Consider the following 23,259-nt stretch of genomic DNA (forward strand, 5'->3'; position numbering starts at 1 on the left):
CGCAACGGCCTATTACTTGTGCAACTATGGTAACAAACACAGCTACGCCCGTGCTGCTGGCGCTGCTCGCCGAACCGGGCGACGATTTGATTGGTCTGTTCGACCCCACTGCCGGGCAATTTACCCACGTCAATACCGTGGGGATGGCCATGCTGGGCTTTCCAACTGACGCCGATGGACTTGTGCAACTGAACCGGAGCGATGCGCAGGCTACGCTGAGTCCGCTCGTGAGACAACTGGCGCGGCCGGGGACGGTTCAGCCCATGCACGGTACGGAGCTGGAACTGGTTCATGCCGATGGAACGCCATTCCGTGTGCGGTTGACGGTGTTGATGATCCGGGAGAACGATACCGATTTCTGGCTGGTCCGGCTGCGAAATTCCGGACGGCTGTACCAGGCCGAGCGAGAACTGCAACAGAGTCTGCTGCGCTACGAAGCGGTCTTTACCAACGCGACAATCGGTATTATCGTCGCGAATCGGGCTGGTCAGATCGTATCGGCGAATCAACTGGCCCGGCAACTGTTCGACTACCCCGACGATGAACTGGTTGGCTTGTCGATCGATCGACTCGTGCCGACCAATGTCAGTCAGTACCACGAGCGGCTACGGCAATCGTTCAACGACAATCCGCAGGTACGGGCTATGGGCCATAATCGCGACCTGCACGCCCGCCGGAAAGACGGGTCGGTCTTTCCGGTCGAAATTAGTCTGAGTTACTTCCGGAAAGACGAGCAGTTGTATGCCGTTGCCTACATTATCGACATTACGTTCAAGAAAGAAGCGGAGCAGCAATTACTGGCCCATCGCGACCGCATCGAACGACTCAACGCCGAGCTGGAACAGAAGGTCATTGACCGGACGCACGCGCTCATGACGACGCTTGAACAACTGGAAGAATCGAAAGACGAACTGGCCAAAGCGCTGTCGGCCGAGCGGCAACTGGGCGAACTGAAGTCGCGTTTCGTGTCGATGGCGTCGCACGAATTTCGCACACCCCTGACTACGGTATTGACGTCGGCTTCATTAATCGAGAAGTACCCCGGTATCGATCAACAGGACAAGCGGCAGAAACATATTCAGCGCATCCGGGCGTCAGTCGATCACCTCAACGACATCCTCGAAGAGTTTCTGTCGGTCGGTCGGCTGGAGGAAGGCAAGATCGAAACCCGGCCGGTGCGCGTCGATCTGGCCCGGCTGGTCGACGATGTTATTGGGGATATGCAGTCTATGCGCAAACCCGATCAGCGCATTCAGACGGAACTGAACGGACAAGACGCGGTGTGGCTCGATTCATCGCTACTGCGCAACGTAATCGTCAACCTGTTGTCCAACGCGATCAAGTATTCGGGGGCGGGTTCGCTCATCCGGGTGCTCGGTCACTGGCAACAGGGTGAACTGACCCTGTCGATTGCCGATCAGGGCGTGGGTATTTCCCCGGCCGATCAGGAGCACTTGTTCGAACGATTCTTTCGGGCCAAAAACGCGGGGAACGTGCCCGGAACCGGATTGGGGCTGCACATTGTCGGTCGCTATGTCGAGCTGATGGGTGGCCGCGTACACCTGCACAGTGAACTAAACCAGGGCACCACCGTGTCGCTGACACTCCCTTATGAAAACCATACTACTGATTGAAGACAACGACGGTATCCGCGAGAATACGGCCGAAATTCTGGAACTGACAGGCTATCACGTGCTGACGGCCGGAAATGGGAAGGAGGGTGTCGAACAGGCACTTACGATCCGGCCCGATCTGGTTATCTGCGACATCATGATGCCCGTTCTGGACGGGTACGGCGTCCTGCACATTTTCAACCGGAATCCGCAACTGGCCGGTATCCCGTTTATTTTTCTGACGGCCAAAACCGAGCGGGCGGACTTCCGGCGGGGGATGGAACTGGGAGCCGATGACTACCTGACCAAGCCCTTCGACGAGAGCGAATTACTCAGCGCTATCGAAGGACGGCTTAAGCGATTCGAGCAGGTCGGTAGTCCAGTTACTATTGCCCAATCTGCCAACGGCCAACCCGCGTCAGCGGATGCGGTTCGGCACATCAGTGGATTGACCGATCTGGTAACCGACCGAAAAGTGCATGCCGTCCGGCGGAAGCAGTACGTGTACACCGAAGGCGACGATCCGACGCGGCTGTACTACGTAAAATCGGGTAACGTCAAAACCGTTCGGGCCAATTCCGATGGAAAAGAGCTGATTACGGACTTGTACAGCACCGGCAGCTTTTTCGGCTACGTCGCCCTGCTCGAACATGCGCCCTATACCGATTCCGCCGTAGCCATCGACGATGCCGAACTGGTCTACATTGCCAGCGATGAGTTCCAGCAGTTGCTGACCGACCCACGGGTAGGCCAGCAGTTTATCCGGTTGCTGGCGGGATACGTCAGTGAGCGGGAGTCGCAACTGGTGAGCATGGCCTACAATTCGCTGCGCCGACGCGTGGCCGATACCTTACTGCGGCTACAGCAGGGTACCGGCCAAACAGCAGCCCCTGACCTGATTCAACTGTCGCGCGACGATCTGGCGTCGATCGTGGGAACTGCCACCGAGTCGCTGATTCGTATTCTGAGCGAGTTTCGGCAAGACGGTCTGATCGAGCAGACGCATGGAGTGATCCGCGTTCTTCAGCCCGACAAACTTCGCCGGGCGAACTGGTAAGATTAGCCCAGGGCGGTGTAATCGCGCTCCTCGACCAGATTGTCGACGTCACCGTCTTTGTCGGCCAGCAGGTCGTCGTGCACAACCTCCTCGTCTTTCTCGTCGTCTTTTTCCGGTTCCTGATTTTTGGCTGCCATGATCTTGAACGTTGATTTTTCTTGAACTATGATTGGTCTGATTACGCTGATGGACTGTGATTCTTCTATCGATCAGGGTAATCAACTAATCAGACGAATCATGGTTCAAGATGGTCTGAACTTTGATTTTTTTGATTACGCTGATGGACTATGATTTTTTCTTTCTGAAATCAACGAAATCATACCAATCAAATAAATCACAGTTCAGACAATCTTGAACTGTGATTCGTCTGATGACACTGATAGACTATGATTTTTCTTACTGAAATCAACAAAATCATACCAATCAAATAAATCACAGTTCAGACAATCTTGAACTATGATTTATTTGATTACGCTGATGGGCTGTGATTCTCTTTTCCAAATCAATGAAATCATATAAATCAGCGTCAATCACAGTTCAAGACCAATCACAAAAATCAAAGGTCAAGAATAAGCCGTAATCACCAGAATGCGACGGCCGCCGTGGTCGCGGTGTTCGCCCAGGTAGATGCCCTGCCACGTACCGAGGTTTAGTTGCCCATTGGTAATCGGCATCGTGACGGCGTGGCCCAGCAAGGCTGCTTTCAGGTGCGCGGGCATGTCGTCGGGGCCTTCGTAGTTGTGCTTGAAATAAGGCGCGTTCTCCGGTACGAGCCGATTGAAAAAGCTTTCGAAATCCTGCCGGACCGTTGGGTCAGCATTTTCGTTGATGCTCAGGCTCGCCGATGTGTGTTGAATGAATACATGCAGCATACCCGCCTGAATCTGCCGCAATTCGGGAAAATCGCGTTCAATAAATCGGGTGATCAGGTGAAAGCCGCGTGAAAAAGCAGGCAATTGAATGATTTTCTGGTAAACGGGCATAGACGACCGGTTGGAATGAGGTTTGTTCCGTAAACTACCAACCAGCCAATATATCCCAGTAAGAGCCGCACACGTGGCGTCTAAGAGTCGTAAGATGACTACAGAATCCGGTCGTTGTTTTCGCTGACGAACGCCCCCCAGGCTCCCTTTTTGGTCTTTTTGTTGGAGACCACCGGAATCGCGTTTTCGTGGAAGTGATGACAGACCGCAATGGCCAGCGCATCGGTCGCGTCGAAAAATTTGGGTTGCAAATCCTCCCGCAGCAGGTGGCTGACCATGTGCGATACCTGGTCTTTGGTGGCGTTACCGTTGCCCGTTACCGACTGCTTGATCCGGCGGGGGGCGTACTCGACAATCGGAATGTTACGCGACAGGGCAGCGGCCATCACTACGCCCTGTGCCCGACCCAGCTTAAGCATCGACTGGACGTTTTTGCCGAAGAACGGGTCTTCAATCGCCATCTCGTCGGGGTGGTATTCGTCGATCAGCCGCAGAATGGTATCGAACAGCTTCTGTAGCTTCAGCTGGTAGGTGCTATATTTGTTCAGCTCAACGACACCGTACTGAATCATGCTCATGACGCCCCCTTTGACCGAAATGAGCCCGTAGCCGGCAATCTGCGTGCCGGGGTCGATCCCGAGAATGATTTTTTCGGGGATGACAGGGACTGGTTTAGGATCGGCGCGCATTGGTAGTTCGTTGAGGATTTCTGCAAAGTAACGTATTTGACCCAATTTTGACGTTTAACCTGTCAAAGAAAATCCGGTTCTGGCTCCGAGCAGCCGGTTTTTGTGTGCTGCTGGCGTACATCGGATACGTAACGCAGCAACAGCCGTTCGACTGGGCGCAGGTGCAGGCGCAGTTCCGAACGGTCGCGCACCCCGAACGATGGGCCGCGCTGTTGCTCCTGCTGGCACCGGTCAACTGGGGTCTCGAAGCCCTCAAGTGGCAATGGCTGCTCCGGCGGGTCGAAACCGTGTCGTTTGCCGATGCCTACCGGGGCATACTGGCGGGCATGACGCTGAGCTTTGCCCTGCCCGCGCAACTGGGCGACGTCGCCGGGCGTGTGCTGTCGCTGCGGTCGGCGGGGCGGGGGGCTGCGGTCGGCGCGTCGATGGTGGCGGGCGGGATGCAGTTTTATGTCACCCTGGTGCTGGGGACGCTGGCCCTGGCCTGGCACCTGCATCAACTACCGATTCGGCAGACCCCAGCCGCCTGGTGGTTGCTGGGTACGTGTGCGGGGCTGTCGGTGTTGGGCGTAGCCTTTGGTCTGCTGCGCCAACCAACGCTCAACCGGCTAGCCCGCTGGCGACGTGTGCAACGCTTTTCGTCGTACTGGACCGTAGCGGGCGCGTATACCAATGCGGAAATCGGGCTGGGGCTGGGTATCGCGACGCTGCGCTACGGTATCTTCGCGCTCCAGTTTTACGTCGCGTTGCGGCTGGTTGGCATACAGGCACCCGTCGATGCGTTGCTGGCTGGCATCGGGCTGATTTACCTGATCAAAAATGCGGCCCCACCCATTAATATGCTGAGCGATTTGGGGGTTCGGGAAGCGGCTGCGCTCTGGGTGTTTGCCCCGCTGGGGCTGTTTGCCCCTGTGCTCCTGACGGCAACGCTGACGCTCTGGCTGGTCAATGTGCTGACGCCCGTACTGATCGGACTGATCTGGGTGTGGCGACTCAATCTGGCAACTGAATGACGATAATTTTATTGACAATCAGCGTCTTGTACGCGCTGCTTACCCTGCTGCTCTGGCAGAGCTGGCTCCGTATTCCAGCCCCAAAACCGGCCGGGTCGCTGGCGGGCGGGCCGTCGATTACGGTAGTTATTCCTGTGCGAAACGAAGCGGCCAACATCGGCGCGCTCTTGAGCGATCTTGCCCGGCAGACCTACGCATCGTTCGAGGTCATCGTTGCCGACGATTCATCGACCGACGATACCCGGCTGCTGGTTCGGGAAGCCATGTTTGCTTTTCCGCAGCCGCTACACCTGCTCTCGCTGGCCGACGAACCCACCACCTCCCCCAAAAAGCGGGCGATCAGCCAAAGCATCGGGCAGGCGCGGGGCGACCTCATCATCACCACCGATGGTGACTGTCGCGTTGGCCCCGACTGGCTGGCGACTTTTGCCGCAGCTTATCAGCAGACCGGTGCCAAACTGCTGTCGGGCCCGGTGACGTTCACGGCCGATCAGACACTGACCGATCGCCTGCAAACCGTTGAATTCGCCAGCCTGATCGGATCGGGGGCGGCCACGATAGCCCTGGGTCGGCCAACCATGTGCAACGGTGCCAACCTTTGTTACGAAAAGCGGGTCTTCACGGAAGTGGGTGGCTTCGCGGGTGTCGATCACCTGGCGTCGGGCGACGATGAACTGCTGATGCACAAGATTGCCCGACGGTATCCGGACGGCGTGCGGTTTTTGAAAGCCAAAGCCGCTATCGTGCAGACCCAGCCGCACCGATCCTGGCGGGCGTTTTATCAGCAGCGTCGGCGGTGGGCGAGTAAATGGCGGGCATACGAATCGTACGGACCAACGGTGTTGGCCGTGTTTATTTTTCTGAGCAACCTGGCCCCGGTGCTGGCTTTACTAGGTTGGTTGAGCGGATTTTTAAACGTTTCGGTTCTATTGGGAGTTGTGCTGCTGAAGGCCCTGCCGGAGTTTTTGTTTTTACGGGAGGTTCTTGTTTTTTTACAAAAAAAATCGTCGGTCCGGTCCATCCCGATCACGCAGGTGCTTTACCCGTTTTACGTGGTTTTCTTCGGATTAGCCGCGCAGGGAAAAGGCTACCGCTGGAAAGGCCGGCGACTGGAATAACGCTGGTATTCGGTTTACGGGGTTCGGTATACGGTTTGTCTCGTAGGCAGCCGACCGTACGAACACCATCTCCACAAGGGGCGAACCGTAAACTGTAAACCATAAACCGTAGACCACACGAATGGGCTTCTTTCTGCATAAGTCGAATTTTCTGCTCAGAACCGTATATCCTGAGTTCTGGTGGAAGGTAGAGGGCGACGTGGAACCAACCATTTACCTGACGTTCGATGACGGCCCGATTCCCGACGTGACGGAATTTGTGCTCGAACAGCTCGACCGGTATGCGGCCCAGGCTACGTTCTTCTGCATCGGCGACAACGTGCGCAAGCATCGCAATGTCCTGTATCAGGTACTAGAAGCCGGACACATGGTGGGCAACCACACCTACAATCACCTCAACGGATGGAAAACGGACGATGAGACGTATCTGGAAAATGTGCAATCCTGCCAGCACGTGCTGGGTGTCGAAACAGCCCTGTTTCGTCCGCCGTATGGCCGTATACGCAAGACCCAGGCCGCGCAGGTAATGGAACACCATTCGGTGGTGATGTGGGACGTGCTGACCGGCGACTTCGACCAGACTATGGCACCCGATGTCTGCCTGAAGAAAAGTATTCAGCATACCGAGCCCGGTTCGATCATCGTTTTCCACGACAGCCTGAAAGCGTGGCCGAATATGCGCTACGCACTCCCGCGCCTGCTGGCTCATTTTGCCGAACGCGATTACACGTTCCGGGCCGTTCCGCAGCCTGTCTACGCCGGTTTCTGATGAACCGACGCGCTCACTCCGGCGTTGCTTTCGCATGACCTACATTGAAACGCACGCGCACGTATACGACGAACAGTTTGCTGCCGACTTGTCCGACGGTGCCGACGTGGTTGGCCGTGCCCGCGAAGCCGGTGTTACCCAACTCTGGATGCCCAATTGCGCCCGCGAAACCGTTCCGGGTATGATGGCGCTTGCCGAACAGTACCCCGACACCTGCCTGCCCATGATGGGGCTGCACCCAGCTTATGTCAACGACACCATCGACGACGAACTGGTAGCTGTCGAGCAGTGGCTGAACAAGTATCCGTTCATTGCGGTTGGGGAGATCGGCCTGGATTTTTACTGGGACATGACCCACGTCGACCGGCAGTTTGCGGCTTTCGAAACGCAACTGCGCTGGGCGGCCGAACGGGATCTGTTTGTATCAATGCATACCCGCTCCGGCCACGACCGCAACGCCTTTACCGAAGCCGCCGACTTGCTCGAAAAACTGGCCTTACCCGGCCTGACGGGCATTTTTCATTGCTTCGTCGGCACGCTCGATGAGGCCCGGCGGGCTACCGAGATGGGTTTCAAACTGGGCATCGGCGGTGTCAGTACGTTCAAAAACGGTGGACTCGACAAGGTGCTGCCCCACATTGGTCTGGAGCACCTGGTGCTGGAAACCGACGCGCCGTATCTGGCCCCGGTGCCGTATCGGGGTAAGCGCAACGAACCCGCCTACATCCCGCTCATCGCGCAGCGTGTCGCCGATTTAAAGCAGATGCCCGTGGCTGAGGTCGCCCGCCAAACCACCGCGAATGCCACGGCGTTGCTGGGAAAAAAGGTATTGACAGGATTACAGGATTAGCAGGATTTAGGGAATTGTTTGTGAATCGTTCTGTTATCCCGACGTTGGTTTGGGATAATAGAGAAGGCCTTTTACTTAGTGATAAACAGCCTTTGAAGGTTAGGGAACAACCGGCCGTGCTGGAAAATCGGCGCTCGTTCGCTCAACCCGTGTTATCTGCGTGCTAACAATCAAATCTTGTTAATCCTGTAATCCTGTCCATAACTTGCGGCCTATGCCGTACACAACCATTTGCCTGACGCCTGCCCAGCCCCGGCAGGCGTCATCGACTTCCCCAGCGCGCTCAGTGCTGGTCATCTATACCGGCGGGACCTTTGGTATGGTCTACGACCCCAAAGCCAGTCAGCTCATTCCGTTCGATTTTGAACAGGTGCTCGACCGCGTGCCGGAGCTGAACCGGCTCGATTTTCAGATCAACATAACCATGCTGAGCGAGATCATCGACTCCTCAAACATGACCCCCGCCATCTGGGTCGAGCTGGCACAACTGATCGAGCGAAACTACACGCAGTACGACAGCTTTGTGATTCTGCACGGTACCGATACGATGTCGTATACGGCGTCGGCGCTTAGCTTCATGCTGTCGGGCCTGAACAAACCCGTTATCCTGACCGGTGCGCAGTTGCCCATTGGGGTGGCCCGGTCCGATGCCCGCGAAAATTTCATTACGGCGTTGGAAATTGCGGCTGCGCAGATCGACGGACAGCCTATCGTGCCGGAAGTGTGCGTGTATTTCAACTCGTTGCTGCTGCGCGGCAATCGCTCGACCAAGCAGGAAAGCGTACAGTTCAACGCCTTTGCGTCGGAGAACTACCCGCACCTGGCCAATGCCGGGGTGAGTATCGACTACAACCGCCCGTTTATCCGCCCCGTCGACCCTGGCCAACCGCTGACGGTACAGACGAACCTCGATCCGAACGTCGCCATTCTGAAACTCTTTCCGGGCATTACGCCAATTGTGGTCGAAGCGATTGTGTTAAACCCGGCGCTGCGGGGCGTGGTACTGGAAACTTTCGGTGCCGGAAACGCGACCACGGAAAGCTGGTTTCTGGACATGCTGAAAGCCGCCATCGAACGCGGCCTGACCATTTTTAACGTCTCGCAGTGTGAAGGGGGGCGGGTAACGCAGGGGCAGTACCAGACCAGCAAGCGCATGGCCGAGATTGGCGTGGTCAGCGGGGCCGACATCACAACCGAAGCCGCTATCACGAAACTGATGGTGGTACTGGGGCAGGAGCAGGACCCGGCGCGGGTGAGTGCCCGTCTGAGTCAGCCGATTAGCGGGGAAATGAGCCTGTAAGCAACTTTTTTTGTGGTCAGGGCTTGACAATGGTCATGCAGACGTGCATCTTTGCAGTCCCAAATCACACAGAGAGCTGCCGGAGTGGTCGAACGGGTCTGATTCGAAATCAGAAGTACTCGCAAGGGTACCGGGGGTTCGAATCCCTCGCTCTCTGCACTAAGTGTTTGATTTAGACCGAGCCGCCCCCAAAAAGGGCGGCTTTTTCGTTGTGTTACAGATGTATTAGCCTGTAATATAACTCGCTCCCCCTGCAAACAGCCGGAGGCCCCCACGGTGGCAACCAAAAACCGGAGGTGGCACCCTCGAAATACTGGCATTCAGGTTTTAAGCGTGATTTAAAGTCGAGTAGTTTTGTTGGATTAACCTAAAAGTTACCGTAAAACTGCTCTATGAATAATAGAAGAATGGAACCTTTGTTCTGGACCCACCAATCCAAAAAATCAAAAGATTTAGTAACAATATATTTCCGCATCACAATGGACAAAACCCGCGTTGAGCTCGGCTCGACCGGAATCCAAATAAACCGTAAACACTGGAATCAGGAGGGGCAGCTCATTACCGCCCGGACCGGCGAGGCTCAACAGCAAAACCAAACGCTCGGGATGCTGAAAACAAAGGTTTGGGCCGTTTACAACGACTTAATCCGTACAAACGAACCGTTTACCGTTAACAATATTAAGAAACTCTTTAAGCAGGAGGGGAAAGGCTACTCGTTTGTAAGTTTATTTGAGGTGTACCTTAAGCAGATCGCCAAAGACCCCGAAATCAGTCGCGGGACCTGTCAGACCTACGAGGTCGTCAAGAATGGAGTCGCCGGGTGGCTTAAGGAGGAAAAGAAACTCCCGGACCTATCAGGTGAGGGGTTTGGCGTCGCCATGATGGAGGGGTATCGAACGTGGCTCCGGCTTGATCTTAAGCGAAAACCGGCAACGATCAGAAAGCATACCCAAATAGTAAAGCAGTTGCTTACATGGGCCGCTCTTAACGACTACACGACGCGCAATCCGTTACAAGGCTACCGAATACTAAAGGTTAAGCCCAACGAGCCGGTTTACCTGACTGTTGAGGAATGTCTCGAGCTCTTAACGTATGACTTTGGTCCGAGCGACAAAGTGCTCGGCGAGGTCCGGGATTATTTCCTTATGTGCTGTTTCTCCGGGCTCGCGTTCGCCGATATAAAGTCGCTCCGGTCGGAACATCTGTTTTACCGGTCCTACCGCCCCTCCGAGCAAGCCGAGCCGCTCGGTATGATGTGGCTCGAGAAAGGCCGCGTTAAGACCGATGTTAAGGCCCGGCAACCCTTGCACCCAATCGTAAAATATATCCTCGATACTCGGTACGGCGGCAAACCGGAAAACATTCACGTTCGGCCCAATCAGAAAACGAACCTTTACCTTAAGGTTATCGCGCTCCGTCTGGAATGGAAAAAGGTTATCACTACCCACGTCGGCCGAAAGACGTTCGCCAACCTGTGTCTAAATGGCGGATTGTACTCGGAGCGATTCGCTGAGGTTTGCCCGGCTGTCCTGAGTTTTAAAAACCGGAGTTTCTCGACCGAATCCACGCTCGCCATGATGGGCCGAACATCGGCGAAAGGGTTCGAGGCTTACGCAACGGTTGACGAGCGTAGAATTATGCTCGAACTCCAACCCGTTACGACGGCGACGGTATAAAAGGAAAGCCCGGGAGACCGGGCTTTCTGCTTAAGCGGTTGGTTTGCGTCGCCGTTTTGGCTTGAGCAACTCTCCGAGAATCTCTCCGGCCTTTGCTACCTGCGAGCCGATTCGGAGCTCGTGAATCTCCTCCCGGGTCCACGTCGGCCGTTCGGCTATTTGCTCGAAAAAGTAGTCTACGGCGGCTTTGTAGCTATCGGCCGAGTTGCGAATCTCGGAGCTCTCGAGGTCGATATTCTCGAGCTCGGTTATAATGTCGCTTAAGGAAAGAGGCATATTAAAGGAGTAATTTTAAAGTTAAGCACAAACAAGCCGCGAATATTGGCAAAAAGTACTTTCGAGTAATTTGCGACCCGAACTAAAATTGTAACTAGCTACTAATCAAAACAATAGTAGAATAAAAGGGCATTTCAAAAAAGTTGCACCCTTTTTTTTGGGGAAATCGGCCTAAAATTCGGAAAATCAGCCGGTTGCGAAAAAGAAAATCAAAAAAACGGCCGTTTTTCTCTCTCTCGACCCCGCCCTTTAGCATTTTTGGAAAGTCGATTTTTGGAAATTTCCGAAAATATGAAAGGCCGACCGAGCTCGCGCTCGACCGGCCTCGGGTGGTTGGTGGTCTGGTTTCACTTTCCAAAATGGAAAGCGGCCCGGAGATCAGGAGCCCGGCTCGCTACAAAAACGATACGTCGAAATCTGCGTAGTTTGCCTGAGTCGCCCCGCCTTTGAGCTTCCAAATAATGTAGTAGTCTACCGTGTCGGAGAGGTGAGTCGCTCGCTCCTGTTCAATGCTCGAGCTCTCGCTCCCCTTGTCCTTACTGTAGTCGGGCTTAAGCGGGCTGTTCTCGATACTAAGTATCGTCGCCTTACACTTGATGCCGTCGAATCGTACCTTGAGCTTGGTCTCGTCTAGCTCGCTTAGTACGTCGGAGATCAAGACGAACTTATCCTTGTGCGGTGGGTTGTAGTTCAATGGGCTGACCGTGACAACCCAACCGGCCGACCGTAGTATCCCGGCGAACTGGTCGAACATACTCTCGGTCGAACCGGCGCTCTTGTTCTTCCCGTTACGGTCGCCGGTAAGCGTGACCGTTTTTTTACGGTGCGTAAAATACTCGGTAACGAACCGGCTCGCCAACGTCTGCGCCATTGTAAGCCCCTCCTCGGTCTCCTTAACGTATAGGTTATCGACCTGCCGAGCGAGGAGCTCCTCCGACTGCCATACGGTGCAACTTGTAAAGTGAGCGTTGAAGTCGATAGAAAGCTCGAGGTTCTCGTTATCGTCGTAGAACGGCTCGCCATTATAGACCGTCTCCTCGAGCTCCTCCGTATCGGTCTCGTCTTTTACGACGTGCACGTTATAGCGAAAGCTCGGATAAAATCCGTTCGGTAATCGGGAGATAGCCTCGCCCTCAACCTCGACTTTAAATTCCAGCCGGGAGAGCTGTTTTTTCAGCCTCGGAATATAATCGAGCGGTAGAAAGGCTTGGTTGTCTTTGGTCTTTACTTTGGTGTAGAAGTAATTGCCGGGCTCTTTTTTGGCTTGCTCCTCAATGTCGTGCAACCAAGCCGCGTCGGGTGTCCACGGTGGCGACGAAAAAACGGCAAACGTATGATGGAGGGTAGAGCTAAATTTTCCGACGTTGGCGCGTAATGTGGGTAAAACCACTTTTAGCCACGCCTTTTTAAAATTTAGGCCCTCATCAACGACGTAAAAATCAAAGTTCGAGCCTCGGTTTTCGTCGGCCGAGAGCTTGAAACTTTCCATCTCGATAACGAGACCGTTCGGGAACGAGATACAGTTCTCCCAGTTATCCGGCGACTGGTAAGGCCGGTCGAAATGAGCCGGAGGCTCGCGCCAAAGTACGTAACAACCCTCGCCGGTTCGGAAATCGTACTCTTTGATACCCCAACGCTCCCACGCCGATTTTAGCCCGGCCGTGAGTTTCGACTTTGCTTTCTTAACGGTCTTAACGCCCCAACCGCCCCGGGCTCGCGGCATCTCCTCGACGCAATACATCAGGTAATCACCGAGACAAACCGATTTCCCGGAGCCCCGGCCGCCAATCATTGCGACCATCTCGTAATGGTGGCTAGTGACGGCCGCGAGAAATTCGGCTTGCTTCTCGTTAACCTCGAGCTCGAGTTCGAGCTCCTCCTCGAGGGCGTTATTTTTCGAGCTCATAGGTTACGGTTTCAACCTCGTTTTTCTCGGCCGGAGCCGGAGCTCCAATCATTACCGACTTGGTTTTGATGGTAATTTTCGTCGGCCGTTTGTAGGCGTCGGCGTTGTTGGTTTTCTCCTCCGAGTAAGCGCCGTCGATTTTTGCGGCCTCCTTAAGCAGGAGCGCGGCCGCTCGGAAATCCTCGGCCTCCATTGCCTTTTTATAGGCATCCTTAAACATCTCGGCATATAAGTATTTTATGCCGTCCTTACTGCGGGTCTGTCTGACCTCGCCGAAAACCGCGTAAGCGAGGGCGAGAATCTCTCGGGCGCGTCGGTCCTGTATGTGCTGCGAGCGTTTGAGCGTCGTTAAGACCTGCGAATCCGAGTAGCCCTCCCGGAGTTGGTTTCGGGCAAACTCGATACGGTCGTAAACGTCGAGTTGGGTTTGGGTGAGCTCGAACGTCTCGTCTATCAGGTACTTTTGATAGATCGAGAGCTCCTCTTGTACCTTAGCGAGGTACTGATTATGCTGTCTCATGTTTTAGGCGAATTAGCTCGGTTTCGTAGTCGTTTTTGATTGCCTCGAGCCGGGCGAGATCGGTCTCCCAGCTTGCCCGGTTTTTGTGCTCCGGGCTCTCCTCGATTTTCTTCTTTGTCTTGGAAATGTTGACGCGGGTTTTTTGGAGCTCGGCTCTAACCTCGGCCTCCGAGATGCCGAGCCGGGCCTCGGTGGGCTTTACGCGGCCGGTCGGCTCGGGTTTCCGTTTTTCGCCGGTCGTGAGCTCGTGGCGAACGTCTTTCCACTCCTCCCGGATGGTGATAATTTGGTCGATAACGACCTTACGCCCGGCCGTGTCGGAGTCGGCGAAATCGGCGAGGGTATTCGACAAAAGAGCGGCCTCCTTATGCAAAGCATCTGCTCGCAAAGAAAGCCGCTCTTTGGCGTCAATGGGAGCCGGAGCCGTTAGCTCTGAGTCTCGTTTTTTTTTGTCTCCTCGGCGTCTTTATCGGCTTTGTCCTTGTCGGCCTTTGCCTGATCGTCGGCCGCTTTTTTGTCGGCTTTGGCTTTATCGTCGGCGGCTTTCTTCTCGGCTTTTTTCGCCTTGAGCATCTCCTCGAGGTCCTCAATTGAGAGCTCGCTCGCGCCGGTCGTTTCGGTCGCTTTGCCGTCCTCCTGGCTTGTCGAGCTCGCGCTCGTCTCGGCCGAGATCGGCTCGGCGGGCTCCTCTGCCTTTGCCTGATCGTATTCGGCCTGAGCCTTGTCGAAAGCCTCCTTTTTGCCGACGTTGGTCGGGTCGGCCTTGTGGTGCATCTCGGCCAACTGAGCGGCCGCTTTCAAATGAGTAAGTTCCATAGATTATTTGGTTAACAGCTCCGTTCTCAACGAGGATTTCGGGAGATTATTCGGCCGTTAGGGTGATTACTTGGTTTTGGTTGGCTCGGTGGTGGCTGGTGTGGTGGTTGCGGTGTCCTCGGTGATCTTGAGGTATAGGCCCGGGTACTGAGCGTCGATAAGCTCGGCGTCTTTAATGGGCATCGACTCGGAGAGCTTGACCTCGCGGTCGCCAATCGAAAAAATTAGGTTCTCAGCGGAATGTATAACAGTGATTTTTTTTGCCATTGTCTTAGAAAAATGCCTCCCCCGGTTGGGGGAGGTCTTGGGTAAAACAGTCAATTTTTAGGGCCTATCGAAAATCGGCTAGGTTAGGTCGCCGAAACGCCCGGAATCGCTATCGCGTCACCTACCGGCATATAGTTGAACATATAGCCATCTTGCTTCGCCTTGAGCGTCCACTCGCGCCGGTCGGAGCCTTTCGCGCCGGTCGTGTGCATAACCTCGAATTGCAGGCCCATAAACGAACTGCCAGCGATAACGCGCTGACCGTCGTTCATCACGACACATGCAACGACTTCGGTGTTAATCAGCTTGTCGATTGCGTCGCACTGTTCGGGCGTAAAACCGGCGATTTTAACCTCGAGCGATTGCTCCCAACTCTGGTAGCCCGTCGAGCCCTTGAGCGAGCCGTCGAGCTTCAGCGAGTTATCGGAGACCTGAACCTCGACAAAAACCGGAGCCGGTGTCGCGGTAATAAACGTCGGCGCGGCCGTGATCTTACCGGCCGTGATAATCGACCGTTTCGGGTATTCGGCTGCAAACTGATCGGTTGCAATCAGAAACAACCGACGCGCTCCGCCCGGGTTAATGGTTTGCTGCGGTGTGCGCGGAATCGCGGCTAATGTGGCATAAGCGGCCGTTGTCGGCTCGAATAGCGAGAGGCCCGTTACGGCCTGAAATCCGGCCGTTGCGAGCGGCATCGCGACCACTCCGGCCAATACGTTATTTGTCGCAAAAGCGACGGCCGAGGCCAGCAAAAGCAGGCAGACCGAGCCGATAATCGAGGTAATTGCTTTCTTGTTCATTCGGGGTATTTGTTGTAAAAAATTGGAGGGTGAGAGAGAAAGGAGAGGAGGGAGGCTCCGGGCTCGCTGCGGCTGTCAACTCGAGCGGAAAGCCGGAGCCTCCGGCTCGCCTTATACTTTGTCGTTAAGGAATAACAGCTTGCCGTAACCGTAGTCGAAACCGACCGACATACGGATATTAATATCCCAGCCTTTGACACTATCGACTACTTTCAGCCGGTAGGCCGAAACGTCCTCGTTGCAGACAAAGAACAGGTTCGACGCGGGCGTTATCGCCATTGTCTGCTTACCCACGAGGCCAATGTCTGGCGTTACCGTTACGCTCTCGTAGCCGTCTACTTTGGTCATTACGTCGCCCGGCTTGAGCACGTTCGGAAACTTGGCGATACGGCGCTCGTTAACGAGCCGGGCCATACCGGGTGAAAGTCGGAGTTGGAGCGCCTGACTCAATAGGGCCTCGTTTACGCTCTCGACTAGCTTACACATGGCGATTACCTCCTCGTATGCGTTGGTACCGTCAATCGTTGCTGTTACGGCCCGAACCTGAGTCGAGGCAATGTCGCCGTTAACAGCTCGCCCGGCCGTCATTTTTGCCAGTAAGCCCGTAATCGCATACGCCGAGCCACGAGTCGAGGCATTTTTAACCGCTTTCCAGCTCGACATAGTCCGCAGGTTGGCCCGGGCCGTTTTGAGGATTTGCGTGATGAAAAAGACCTCGAACGGATTAGCAATAACCTCTTTCTCGGTTTTCAGACCGGCGATAAATTGGAGGTACGAACGGTAAAGCGTTTGTATTTCGCCGATGGTGAAATGCAAATCAATATCCACGTCCTCGAACTCGGGAACCCGGGCTCCGAACTTAAGCGGGTTGTCGGCTGGGTCGAAATCGTCCGAGGCCGATTTGAGCACGTCCATAACCTCGAGGTTAACGAGCGGGCTCTTGTTGTCGGTAACGAGGAGGCTAAAATCCTGCCGGAGCGCGGCCTCGCCGTCGATTAGGGCATTGGTGATAATGTCCCGGCGACCGTCGAAAACCTGCATCAACGCCGAGGGCATTTTGTCGAAATTGAAACCTTTTATTTGTGGCATTTAAATGGGTATTTGTTGTTAAAATGGGTGTTGTTTACTGGTCAATTAGGGGTAGGTGAGCTCGCTTAGTCGTTACCCGCTAGGCGGTCCTATCCTTTCGCTTGGCGGAAGTGCTCGAGAGCGCCCGCGTTATAGTCCGAAAGGCCGGTCGGCGTCTCGGCCTTGTTGGAGGCATCCTCGGCCGGTTTATCGCGGCCCTCGGCGTTCTTTCCGTCGAACCAACCCTTGTACTTATCCCGGTCGGTTTCGGCCTCCTTAAGCGTTGCCTCGAGCGTCTTAACGCGCTCCTCGGCGGTGGTCGCCCGGGTGGTGGCTTCGGTGGCTTTCGTCTCGGCCGTCGCTTTCTCGCCCTCGAGCGCCGTTATCCGGTCGGCCGCTTTGTTGGCGTCGGCGGTAAACTGGTTGTACTCCTCGGTCGAGAGCTTTTCCGAGATCGTTTTTTCGGAGGTTCCGAATAGGGTCGCGACAACGGCCGCGAGGGTGCTTTTTACTACTGACATATGAAAAAAATTAATTGGGTTTTGCTAGTTGGCGAGCCCGGGCGACGGCGAGCTCGAGCGAGCCGGTCCGGTCGGCGAGGCCCATCGAAATCGCGGCTTTCGTGTTAAACATCTTGCCCGATGTCCATTCGTCGGAGGAGAGCCGACCGGCCCGGCCGCGTTTTACCGCTCCGTGAAACTCTTTCTTTGCTCCGTTAAGCGTCGCCTTTATGTCGGCGATTGTAGCCTCGGAGAGCGGCTCGATACCGTTAAGCGGTGCTTTGTCCTCGCTGCCATCCGAGCGGAAAATCGTCGGCACAATCCCGGCTTTCTCGTAGGCTCCGGCGTAGTTCATGTACAGCATGATTACCCCGATTGAGCCTATCTCCGTAACCGACTGGTCCTCGAGGATAATCTCGTCGGCCTGCGAGGCAATGTAGACGCCCGCCGAGGCACAAAACGGCGTCCATACGACAACCGGCTTACTCGTGTTCTTAACGGCATCGGCAAAGGCCCGGAGGCCGTCAACGCCCCCGCCCGGCGTGTTCATCTTAAGGACCGTCGCCTTAACGGAGCCTGAGCGGTCGGCGGCTTGGATAAGGCCGGTTAAGTCCTCGTAACCCCACGAGCAAAAGCCGTAACGGTCGAGAGCGCCGATAATGGGAATAATTGGCACGTCGCCCCCGGTGGGTTCGGCGTAGTAGCTGACGCAACGCTCGTAATAGGCCGAGGAGCCCGGGCGAGGGCCTGAGCGGTCCGAGGAGTCGAAGTAGGCCGAGGGGTGATTTCCCTGCATCGAGGGCGGTACGGCCTCGCGGCCGGAAAGGAGCCTCGGCGTAATAATGCCCTCCATCTGACTAGCGTAAGCATAGTTGAGCATCCAAAGGCCGGAGAACGTAGAAAAAGTAAAACCTCTCATTAACGAACGGGATTGACGTTGCGAAAATGAGAGGTTTGAGAGCCTCGATAAAGGACCTAATTACATAGGCAAGTTTGCCGTCTATGTAATTAGGAGGCCGCTTTTACCAAATATTTATGCTCTGCTAATTATTGACTTGATAAATAAACGGACAACTGAGAGATTTGACAATCAGATTCTTGAAAAGGTGCTCCGGCTTAGAGCAAACGTTTCACTTTAAATGGGTAACTATGTTGCTTTATTACCTTAAAAAAGGTTTGGGAAGGTTGTTGAATAAAATAGTATATCCTGTACTCGGTATTGCTATGATTTCGTTGATAGCTTATGCCATCGTAATGGGTATTATTTCTTGGCGGAAAGAAACAGAAGCTCTTGACGAATGTCATCGGTACACAATTGGGTACGCAACTGAGGTTAAAAGAAAAACACTATATTATAGATATTCAACCGAAGGGGGAAATTTTAATGGTAGTTGGGGGCAAAAACCTAGAAGCTGGAAAGATTATTTTAAGGGAAATTTTGTCGCTAATAAATTTCTATATAAGAGGTTTCTAATAAAATATAGCTGTAAAGATCATAAAATTAGCCAAATTGATTGGAGCCACTCTATCCCTGAAACAGTAGAACGAGCTCCTTATAAAGGCTGGGAAAATATACCAAGTCACTTGCCTAAGAATAAGTTTTAGTTGCGTAGCAAGCAAATAAGATGAGAATAATCTTACCACCCTACATTGAAAAGACTGTCGCTAAAGTCGCTAAATATGCCGGTCCGTGTATACTTATAGGGATTTTCGTTTTTGCGGTTGGTAAGCATATGTTTACTAGAATTATGCTAGAGCAATGTGTTCGAATTACTGTCGCTACTACTACAAGTGCTTCTGGAGGTGGATACAGAAAAGGAAATTCGCTAAGCTACACCTATAAAGTAGCCGGTAAGCAATATGAAGGAGGTTACGCTGGAGGGAAACTAAACCATATAAACGTAACCAAACAAGTAGCTCGCGCCATGCTCGTTCGTCGCCATTACGTTAAGTTTTCGTGTGCTTATCCTAGTTTGTCGGAGTTACTGTACGATAAGGAAGTGCCTGGTTCAGTAATTACTATTCCACCTGACGGATGGGACGAAATTCCTCGATAAAGCTAAGTCTCTAGTCAATCATAGTGTTACTAGCTAATCAGCTAGTGTCGAATTGGCCTCCTTTGGCCCGGAATCGTTGCCAGTTCAAGCCGCCAAAGAGCCGCACTCCGGCATAATAAAGCCGGTTGCGAAAGCGGCCCGGGTTCATTCGTTCCATGAGCTCGAGGTAAACCGAATCGGCATACGCTCGCCCATCGGCCGGGAGGTTCTCGTTAACGGCTGCGAACTCCTCCCAACGCATATACAAATAGTCGTGCGCGTAGGCTGCGAGGTTGGTCTTATTGTTGAACGCCGGAAGAACGCTCCACGACCAAACCGGCGTCGAGTGTGCATCGCTAACGAACCGCTCCCGGATATACAGGAGCCGACCGTCGGCGAGCTCGAGGAGTACGGCTCGCCCGATTTCCATTTGGTCGGTTTTGGGGAGCTCGCTGTCGATAACGATCGGGAGCCGGTAGGCCCTCGCCGAGCGGCCGATTACGAGCGGCCCGGGCGCGTTACTCATAGAACGGCGCGTTTGTCGAGCTTACCGATTTCCTGCTGAATCATCGCGTAAAACATCGAGAGAACCGGCGTTTTGCCGTTTATCTGCATCCCGGCCGCTTTTAGATCGTCTATGCAAATCGACTGAAAAAACGCCAGTTGTGAGACGGTTTCCTCGGTGCTGGTTTCGACCGGCTTTCCGGTCTGATCGACAACGGCTCCGGCCGTCGTGCGGCTAACGAACTGGTCGCGGTAACGGACCTCAGCCGCCCGGCGTTGCTCGGGAGAGAGTTCTCCGAGGGCCTCGAGAATCGGGACGCCCTCCCGGTTATGCGTAACGACGCGGATTTCCTGCGTCATATTGAGGTCGCGGCTAATCACTAGATTTTCGTGATAGGCAACCCGAGTAAAACCCGAGATCGGCTCATCGGAGACGGGTAACGATATTGAGTTCATGCGTAAAGCGTTTACTTATTGAAATAACATTGACTTGATACTCCCGCCGATGTTGACAACGAGCCGGGTTTGTCCTGTTGAGGTGTTGTGTACGACGCGCCAGCAATCGGCCGCGAGCTCGCTCGATTGAGCGTCGCCCCCTTGCCGGGAGACCTTGCCCGAGATCGAGCCGTTAACCTGTAGGAGGTCGCGGTCGTTAGGTACGGTTTGTCCAATCAGAAAACGGCCATCCGGCGTGAACCGAGCCCGTTCGACAATCGCTCCCGCTCCATTCCAGCCACGAATAATAAAATGGTTGTTGTTTAGTACGCCGAGGTCCCAGTTTCCGGCGTCAACCTGTGCCAGCCGGATAAAGCCGCCGTTGCCGCCCCCTCCTCCGGTGAGGTTGATAAACTGCGCGACAATGCTATCAGGTGGATTATTGCCGCCAGCGTCGAAAGGGTAAGCTAGATTAGATCGGTTAATCCCAACCCTGCCGTTTCCCTGTATTCGCATCAGCTCGACGCTAGTCGCCGAGGACGTACCGGCGTAAAATATATGGTTGTTGGTTGTTGCGTCTATCTGGTAACGCATACCGTTGGCATCGTAGCCGAACCCGTCGAACTGGTGATCGTTACCATTTGGGTCGAGTAAGGCAATCTTTTTGTTTGCCAGCGCAAACGGAAACTTAAGAATGCCGTTAAGCAGAAAATTTCCGATAACGTGGAGCTTCTCGCTCGCCCCTCCTCCGCTGCCGCCGAGGATTAAGTCGCCGTTGCCGTTAAGGAACGCTAATAGCCGTTTTGTCGCGGCTCCCGCTTGTTGCCAGAACGAGAACCCCGAGCCGCTAATATTGGAGTTGATAAACGCGAGCTCGCTCGAGCCGCCTATCCAGTTGGCCCCGAGGGACAACTGAGCCGAGCCGGGCTCGGTGATCGGAGCCGGAGGGAAACCGCCGTCGCCGTTGGTAATGGTGAAACTCGGAAAGCGTTGTCGGAACGCCTGAATCGGTTTGTACTGGCTAGGCTTGGTCGAGTTGAAAACCTCGGTGCCGAGTAGGTTCGTCGTATAGGTGGGCGTCGAATAAATTATCGCCTGCGCGAAGTTGACGAACCGGGCCGAGATAGCTTTAAAATTGTTGTCGGAGACCATGTAGATAACCGTCCGGCCGTCACTCATCTGTTGGCAGATTATGCCCGTCGCGTTGGCATCGCCCCGGCTGGTATACTGGTAGCGAAAGCCGCCCCGGTTGGCGAAATAAAGGTCGAGCTCAATCGGTGAGCCCCCGCCATTGTCCCACGGCTTGCCGATAAACGCGACCTGAGCAAAGTCGAACGTTCCGCCCGTTCCGGCCGGGAGCTCGCCAATCGCAAAGTAACGGGTCGCGGCTAGTCCGTCCGTCGAATTGGTGATCGTGAAAAAAGGGCTTACGCGGTTGCCGTTGAGCGTGTCGAGCCATGCGTCCGTAGCCTCGAGCGAGGCCGCTGTCCCGTTGGAGTAGTCGCGGCCGAGAACGGTTTTCGCTGTCCGGTAAACGGCGTCGGTATTTGCCCCGCCTGGCTGTCTGTCACTGAGCCGGAGCCACGTCGTTAAGTTGTTGTTGATGCCGGTTTTTACCCAGTCAATAGCCGCGAACAAGGTCGCCCGGAGAATTGCGGCTTTTATCCGTCTCGGCCGGTTGGGTGGCGAGTCGGGTAAGTTACTGTTGATTAATCCCCTGAGTTGTGTGTCGTCGGGTGCTGCCATTAGTTGTATTTGTTGTTTAGTGGTTTACGCATTGAATGAGGAGCCGAACTCGAGGTCGAACTCGGTCTCGGCAAAGAGCGCGGCCGAATCGAAACTCTCGAGAAAATAAAGGGAGTGCCACGAGCGCCCCCGGAGCGTGAGCGTTACCGCGTTGGCGTCGCGAATCGAGCGGCCGGTAAAGAGCGCGAGCCCGTTCTCGGGCTCTCCGGCAATGTAGGCCGCTCCGTTCTGGTCGAGCATCAGCGCGACCCACTCGCGGCCCCGGTTGGCCTCGGCCCAACCGATAAGCCTCGGCTCGTTTCGGGGAATGACGGCCGAGAGCTCGAGATCGTAAACTCGCCCCTCGCCCGAGGTTTGGCTCGTCTCCTGCATCGTACAACCGCCGACCGGAAACACGAGCTCAACGAGGGGAGCGCCCTCGGCGACCGAAATCCCGTATTGGCTTACGGTGTGGGGTGAGGCATCGACGGGAATCTCCTCGGGTGTGGCGAGGTAAAGCAGGTCCTCGAGGGCGAGGAGCTTAAGCCGGGCAATATGCCGGGCGTTGGGCAATCCGTAGAAGAGGCCGAGCCGGGTTTCGGTTACGATCATAGCCCAAAACTCGGCCCGGGTGAGCCTCGCCGAAAGGACCGAAATACGGCCCGTTTGGAAAGCGCCCTAAATGACAAAAACCGGCCCTCCGCGTTGGAGAGCCGGTTTTTGGCTTATTTGTCGCCCGGACTTAGGGTGCATTAGCCGGACTTTTTAGTCTATACCCGGACAATTGGTGCAATAGCCGGACTTTTTAGGGAAAAATTTTTCCGGTTTTTCTTTTCGACTCGGTTAAGATAATCGCGGTAAATCTTGCGGATTGTCTCCCACTCGAGCTCTATGTCGGGCGTAATATCGTAGCGGGTTAGAAAGCTACGGATGTACTGCGAATAGTCGCCCCCGCAAAGGTGATGCACCGACCGTACCTCGGAGATCAACGTCCGGCGAAAAATCTCGTCTAACTGCCTGACGAAATCCGGGTATTTCTCGGGAGGCATTTCGTAGGCTTTCTCGCGGCAATAGTAGGTAAGTACGAGCGTCGTTCCGCTCGGCTTCTCGGGTACAATCGGAAAGGGAATCGACCGGCTCGCGAGGTGAATCATTCGGCCGATTTCGTTCCACTTTTCAATGTGGACTACGCCCTCTTGTCCGTCGAACTCACCCTCGATAAACTTCTTTAGATAACGTGGAACGGGTAGCGTTAGCTTTTTGAGCATTTGGAAATTTTGCGGTAATCATATCAGCAAAGGAGGTAACGGGAGGAGCCACAAGATACGACTCCTCCCG

Annotated in this window: 26 protein-coding genes and 1 tRNA gene; 10 read left to right on the forward strand and 17 right to left on the reverse strand. The window is 54.6% G+C overall.

Features of this window, described 5'->3' with window-relative positions; all coding sequences use genetic code 11:
- Window positions 1–26 precede the first annotated feature (26 nt).
- On the forward strand, window positions 27–1,634 hold the full coding sequence (locus tag CLV58_RS00695; protein ID WP_106135841.1) for a sensor histidine kinase: 1,608 nt from the start codon (window positions 27–29) through the stop codon (window positions 1,632–1,634).
- Window positions 1,612–2,670, forward strand: a complete 1,059-nt coding sequence (locus CLV58_RS00700; RefSeq protein WP_106135842.1) for a response regulator — start codon at window positions 1,612–1,614, stop codon at window positions 2,668–2,670. The genes CLV58_RS00695 and CLV58_RS00700 overlap by 23 nt, the downstream gene beginning before the upstream one ends.
- Window positions 2,671–2,672: 2 nt before the next feature.
- Here the strand turns inward: CLV58_RS00700 and CLV58_RS28935 are convergent, their stop codons facing one another.
- From CLV58_RS28935 to ruvC, 3 genes are all read right to left on the reverse strand, one after another.
- On the reverse strand, window positions 2,673–2,807 hold the full coding sequence (locus CLV58_RS28935) for a hypothetical protein (RefSeq protein ID WP_281257878.1): 135 nt from the start codon (window positions 2,805–2,807) through the stop codon (window positions 2,673–2,675).
- 426 nt (window positions 2,808–3,233) lie between these two features.
- Window positions 3,234–3,653, reverse strand: coding sequence for a secondary thiamine-phosphate synthase enzyme YjbQ (locus CLV58_RS00705; RefSeq protein ID WP_106135843.1), 420 nt, complete (start codon window positions 3,651–3,653; stop codon window positions 3,234–3,236).
- A 98-nt stretch (window positions 3,654–3,751) separates the two neighbouring features.
- The gene (gene ruvC, locus CLV58_RS00710) at window positions 3,752–4,342 is read right to left on the reverse strand and encodes a crossover junction endodeoxyribonuclease RuvC (protein ID WP_106135844.1); all 591 of its coding nucleotides are present in this window, start codon (window positions 4,340–4,342) and stop codon (window positions 3,752–3,754) included.
- Window positions 4,343–4,389: 47 nt separating this feature from the next.
- Between ruvC and CLV58_RS00715 the strand changes: the two genes are divergently transcribed.
- The 7 genes from CLV58_RS00715 to CLV58_RS00745 all read left to right on the forward strand — a co-directional run bounded on the left by CLV58_RS00715 (window position 4,390) and on the right by CLV58_RS00745 (window position 11,068).
- Window positions 4,390–5,355 (forward strand): lysylphosphatidylglycerol synthase domain-containing protein, encoded by a 966-nt coding sequence (locus tag CLV58_RS00715; RefSeq protein WP_106135845.1) that lies wholly within the window; start codon window positions 4,390–4,392, stop codon window positions 5,353–5,355.
- Window positions 5,352–6,473 (forward strand): glycosyltransferase family 2 protein, encoded by a 1,122-nt coding sequence (locus CLV58_RS00720; protein WP_106135846.1) that lies wholly within the window; start codon window positions 5,352–5,354, stop codon window positions 6,471–6,473. The genes CLV58_RS00715 and CLV58_RS00720 overlap by 4 nt, the downstream gene beginning before the upstream one ends.
- A gap of 121 nt (window positions 6,474–6,594) precedes the next feature.
- Window positions 6,595–7,242, forward strand: coding sequence for a polysaccharide deacetylase family protein (locus CLV58_RS00725; RefSeq protein WP_106135847.1), 648 nt, complete (start codon window positions 6,595–6,597; stop codon window positions 7,240–7,242).
- 34 nt (window positions 7,243–7,276) lie between these two features.
- Window positions 7,277–8,092: a TatD family hydrolase gene (locus CLV58_RS00730; protein ID WP_106135848.1), complete on the forward strand. Its 816-nt coding sequence runs from the start codon at window positions 7,277–7,279 to the stop codon at window positions 8,090–8,092.
- Between the two features lie 214 nt (window positions 8,093–8,306).
- Window positions 8,307–9,392, forward strand: a complete 1,086-nt coding sequence (locus CLV58_RS00735; protein WP_106135849.1) for an asparaginase — start codon at window positions 8,307–8,309, stop codon at window positions 9,390–9,392.
- A gap of 70 nt (window positions 9,393–9,462) precedes the next feature.
- Window positions 9,463–9,549: transfer RNA gene (locus tag CLV58_RS00740), tRNA-Ser, on the forward strand.
- A 250-nt stretch (window positions 9,550–9,799) separates the two neighbouring features.
- The gene (locus CLV58_RS00745; RefSeq protein ID WP_342748893.1) at window positions 9,800–11,068 is read left to right on the forward strand and encodes a phage integrase SAM-like domain-containing protein; all 1,269 of its coding nucleotides are present in this window, start codon (window positions 9,800–9,802) and stop codon (window positions 11,066–11,068) included.
- Window positions 11,069–11,098: 30 nt separating this feature from the next.
- On the opposite strand, the gene CLV58_RS00750 is transcribed toward CLV58_RS00745, so the two are convergent.
- The 9 genes from CLV58_RS00750 to CLV58_RS00795 all read right to left on the reverse strand — a co-directional run bounded on the left by CLV58_RS00750 (window position 11,099) and on the right by CLV58_RS00795 (window position 17,897).
- Window positions 11,099–11,344, reverse strand: a complete 246-nt coding sequence (locus CLV58_RS00750) for a hypothetical protein (RefSeq protein WP_106135851.1) — start codon at window positions 11,342–11,344, stop codon at window positions 11,099–11,101.
- Between the two features lie 394 nt (window positions 11,345–11,738).
- Window positions 11,739–13,250: a terminase large subunit domain-containing protein gene (locus tag CLV58_RS00755; protein WP_106135852.1), complete on the reverse strand. Its 1,512-nt coding sequence runs from the start codon at window positions 13,248–13,250 to the stop codon at window positions 11,739–11,741.
- Complete coding sequence (locus CLV58_RS00760; RefSeq protein WP_106135853.1) at window positions 13,234–13,770, reverse strand: hypothetical protein; 537 nt, start codon at window positions 13,768–13,770, stop codon at window positions 13,234–13,236. The genes CLV58_RS00755 and CLV58_RS00760 overlap by 17 nt, the downstream gene beginning before the upstream one ends.
- The gene (locus tag CLV58_RS00765; RefSeq protein WP_146141330.1) at window positions 13,757–14,143 is read right to left on the reverse strand and encodes a hypothetical protein; all 387 of its coding nucleotides are present in this window, start codon (window positions 14,141–14,143) and stop codon (window positions 13,757–13,759) included. The genes CLV58_RS00760 and CLV58_RS00765 overlap by 14 nt, the downstream gene beginning before the upstream one ends.
- Before the next feature lie 53 nt (window positions 14,144–14,196).
- Window positions 14,197–14,586 carry a hypothetical protein gene (locus CLV58_RS00770; RefSeq protein WP_106135855.1) on the reverse strand — a complete coding sequence of 130 codons (390 nt, stop codon included), beginning with the start codon at window positions 14,584–14,586 and terminating at the stop codon, window positions 14,197–14,199.
- A 350-nt stretch (window positions 14,587–14,936) separates the two neighbouring features.
- Window positions 14,937–15,653 (reverse strand): hypothetical protein, encoded by a 717-nt coding sequence (locus CLV58_RS00780; protein ID WP_106135857.1) that lies wholly within the window; start codon window positions 15,651–15,653, stop codon window positions 14,937–14,939.
- Between the two features lie 111 nt (window positions 15,654–15,764).
- Window positions 15,765–16,742 (reverse strand): hypothetical protein, encoded by a 978-nt coding sequence (locus CLV58_RS00785; RefSeq protein ID WP_106135858.1) that lies wholly within the window; start codon window positions 16,740–16,742, stop codon window positions 15,765–15,767.
- A gap of 89 nt (window positions 16,743–16,831) precedes the next feature.
- Complete coding sequence (locus tag CLV58_RS00790; protein ID WP_106135859.1) at window positions 16,832–17,242, reverse strand: hypothetical protein; 411 nt, start codon at window positions 17,240–17,242, stop codon at window positions 16,832–16,834.
- 10 nt (window positions 17,243–17,252) lie between these two features.
- Entirely contained in the window at window positions 17,253–17,897 is a 645-nt protein-coding gene (locus CLV58_RS00795; protein ID WP_170108619.1) for a S49 family peptidase, read from the reverse strand.
- Between the two features lie 473 nt (window positions 17,898–18,370).
- On the opposite strand from CLV58_RS00795, the gene CLV58_RS27925 reads away from it, so the two are divergent.
- Window positions 18,371–18,826 (forward strand): hypothetical protein, encoded by a 456-nt coding sequence (locus tag CLV58_RS27925; protein ID WP_146141331.1) that lies wholly within the window; start codon window positions 18,371–18,373, stop codon window positions 18,824–18,826.
- Between the two features lie 489 nt (window positions 18,827–19,315).
- Here CLV58_RS27925 and CLV58_RS00805 read toward each other — a convergent pair whose 3' ends face one another.
- From CLV58_RS00805 to CLV58_RS00825, 5 genes are all read right to left on the reverse strand, one after another.
- On the reverse strand, window positions 19,316–19,783 hold the full coding sequence (locus CLV58_RS00805; RefSeq protein WP_106135862.1) for a DUF1353 domain-containing protein: 468 nt from the start codon (window positions 19,781–19,783) through the stop codon (window positions 19,316–19,318).
- Window positions 19,780–20,217 (reverse strand): hypothetical protein, encoded by a 438-nt coding sequence (locus CLV58_RS00810; RefSeq protein ID WP_106135863.1) that lies wholly within the window; start codon window positions 20,215–20,217, stop codon window positions 19,780–19,782. The genes CLV58_RS00805 and CLV58_RS00810 overlap by 4 nt, the downstream gene beginning before the upstream one ends.
- Window positions 20,218–20,232: 15 nt before the next feature.
- Window positions 20,233–21,942, reverse strand: coding sequence for a hypothetical protein (locus CLV58_RS00815; protein ID WP_106135864.1), 1,710 nt, complete (start codon window positions 21,940–21,942; stop codon window positions 20,233–20,235).
- A 24-nt stretch (window positions 21,943–21,966) separates the two neighbouring features.
- Window positions 21,967–22,533, reverse strand: a complete 567-nt coding sequence (locus tag CLV58_RS00820) for a hypothetical protein (protein ID WP_106135865.1) — start codon at window positions 22,531–22,533, stop codon at window positions 21,967–21,969.
- 158 nt (window positions 22,534–22,691) lie between these two features.
- Window positions 22,692–23,189 carry a hypothetical protein gene (locus CLV58_RS00825; RefSeq protein ID WP_106135866.1) on the reverse strand — a complete coding sequence of 166 codons (498 nt, stop codon included), beginning with the start codon at window positions 23,187–23,189 and terminating at the stop codon, window positions 22,692–22,694.
- Window positions 23,190–23,259 lie beyond the last annotated feature (70 nt).

It is taken from the genome of Spirosoma oryzae (assembly GCF_003002825.1).
In the GTDB taxonomy this organism is placed as follows: domain Bacteria; phylum Bacteroidota; class Bacteroidia; order Cytophagales; family Spirosomataceae; genus Spirosoma; species Spirosoma oryzae.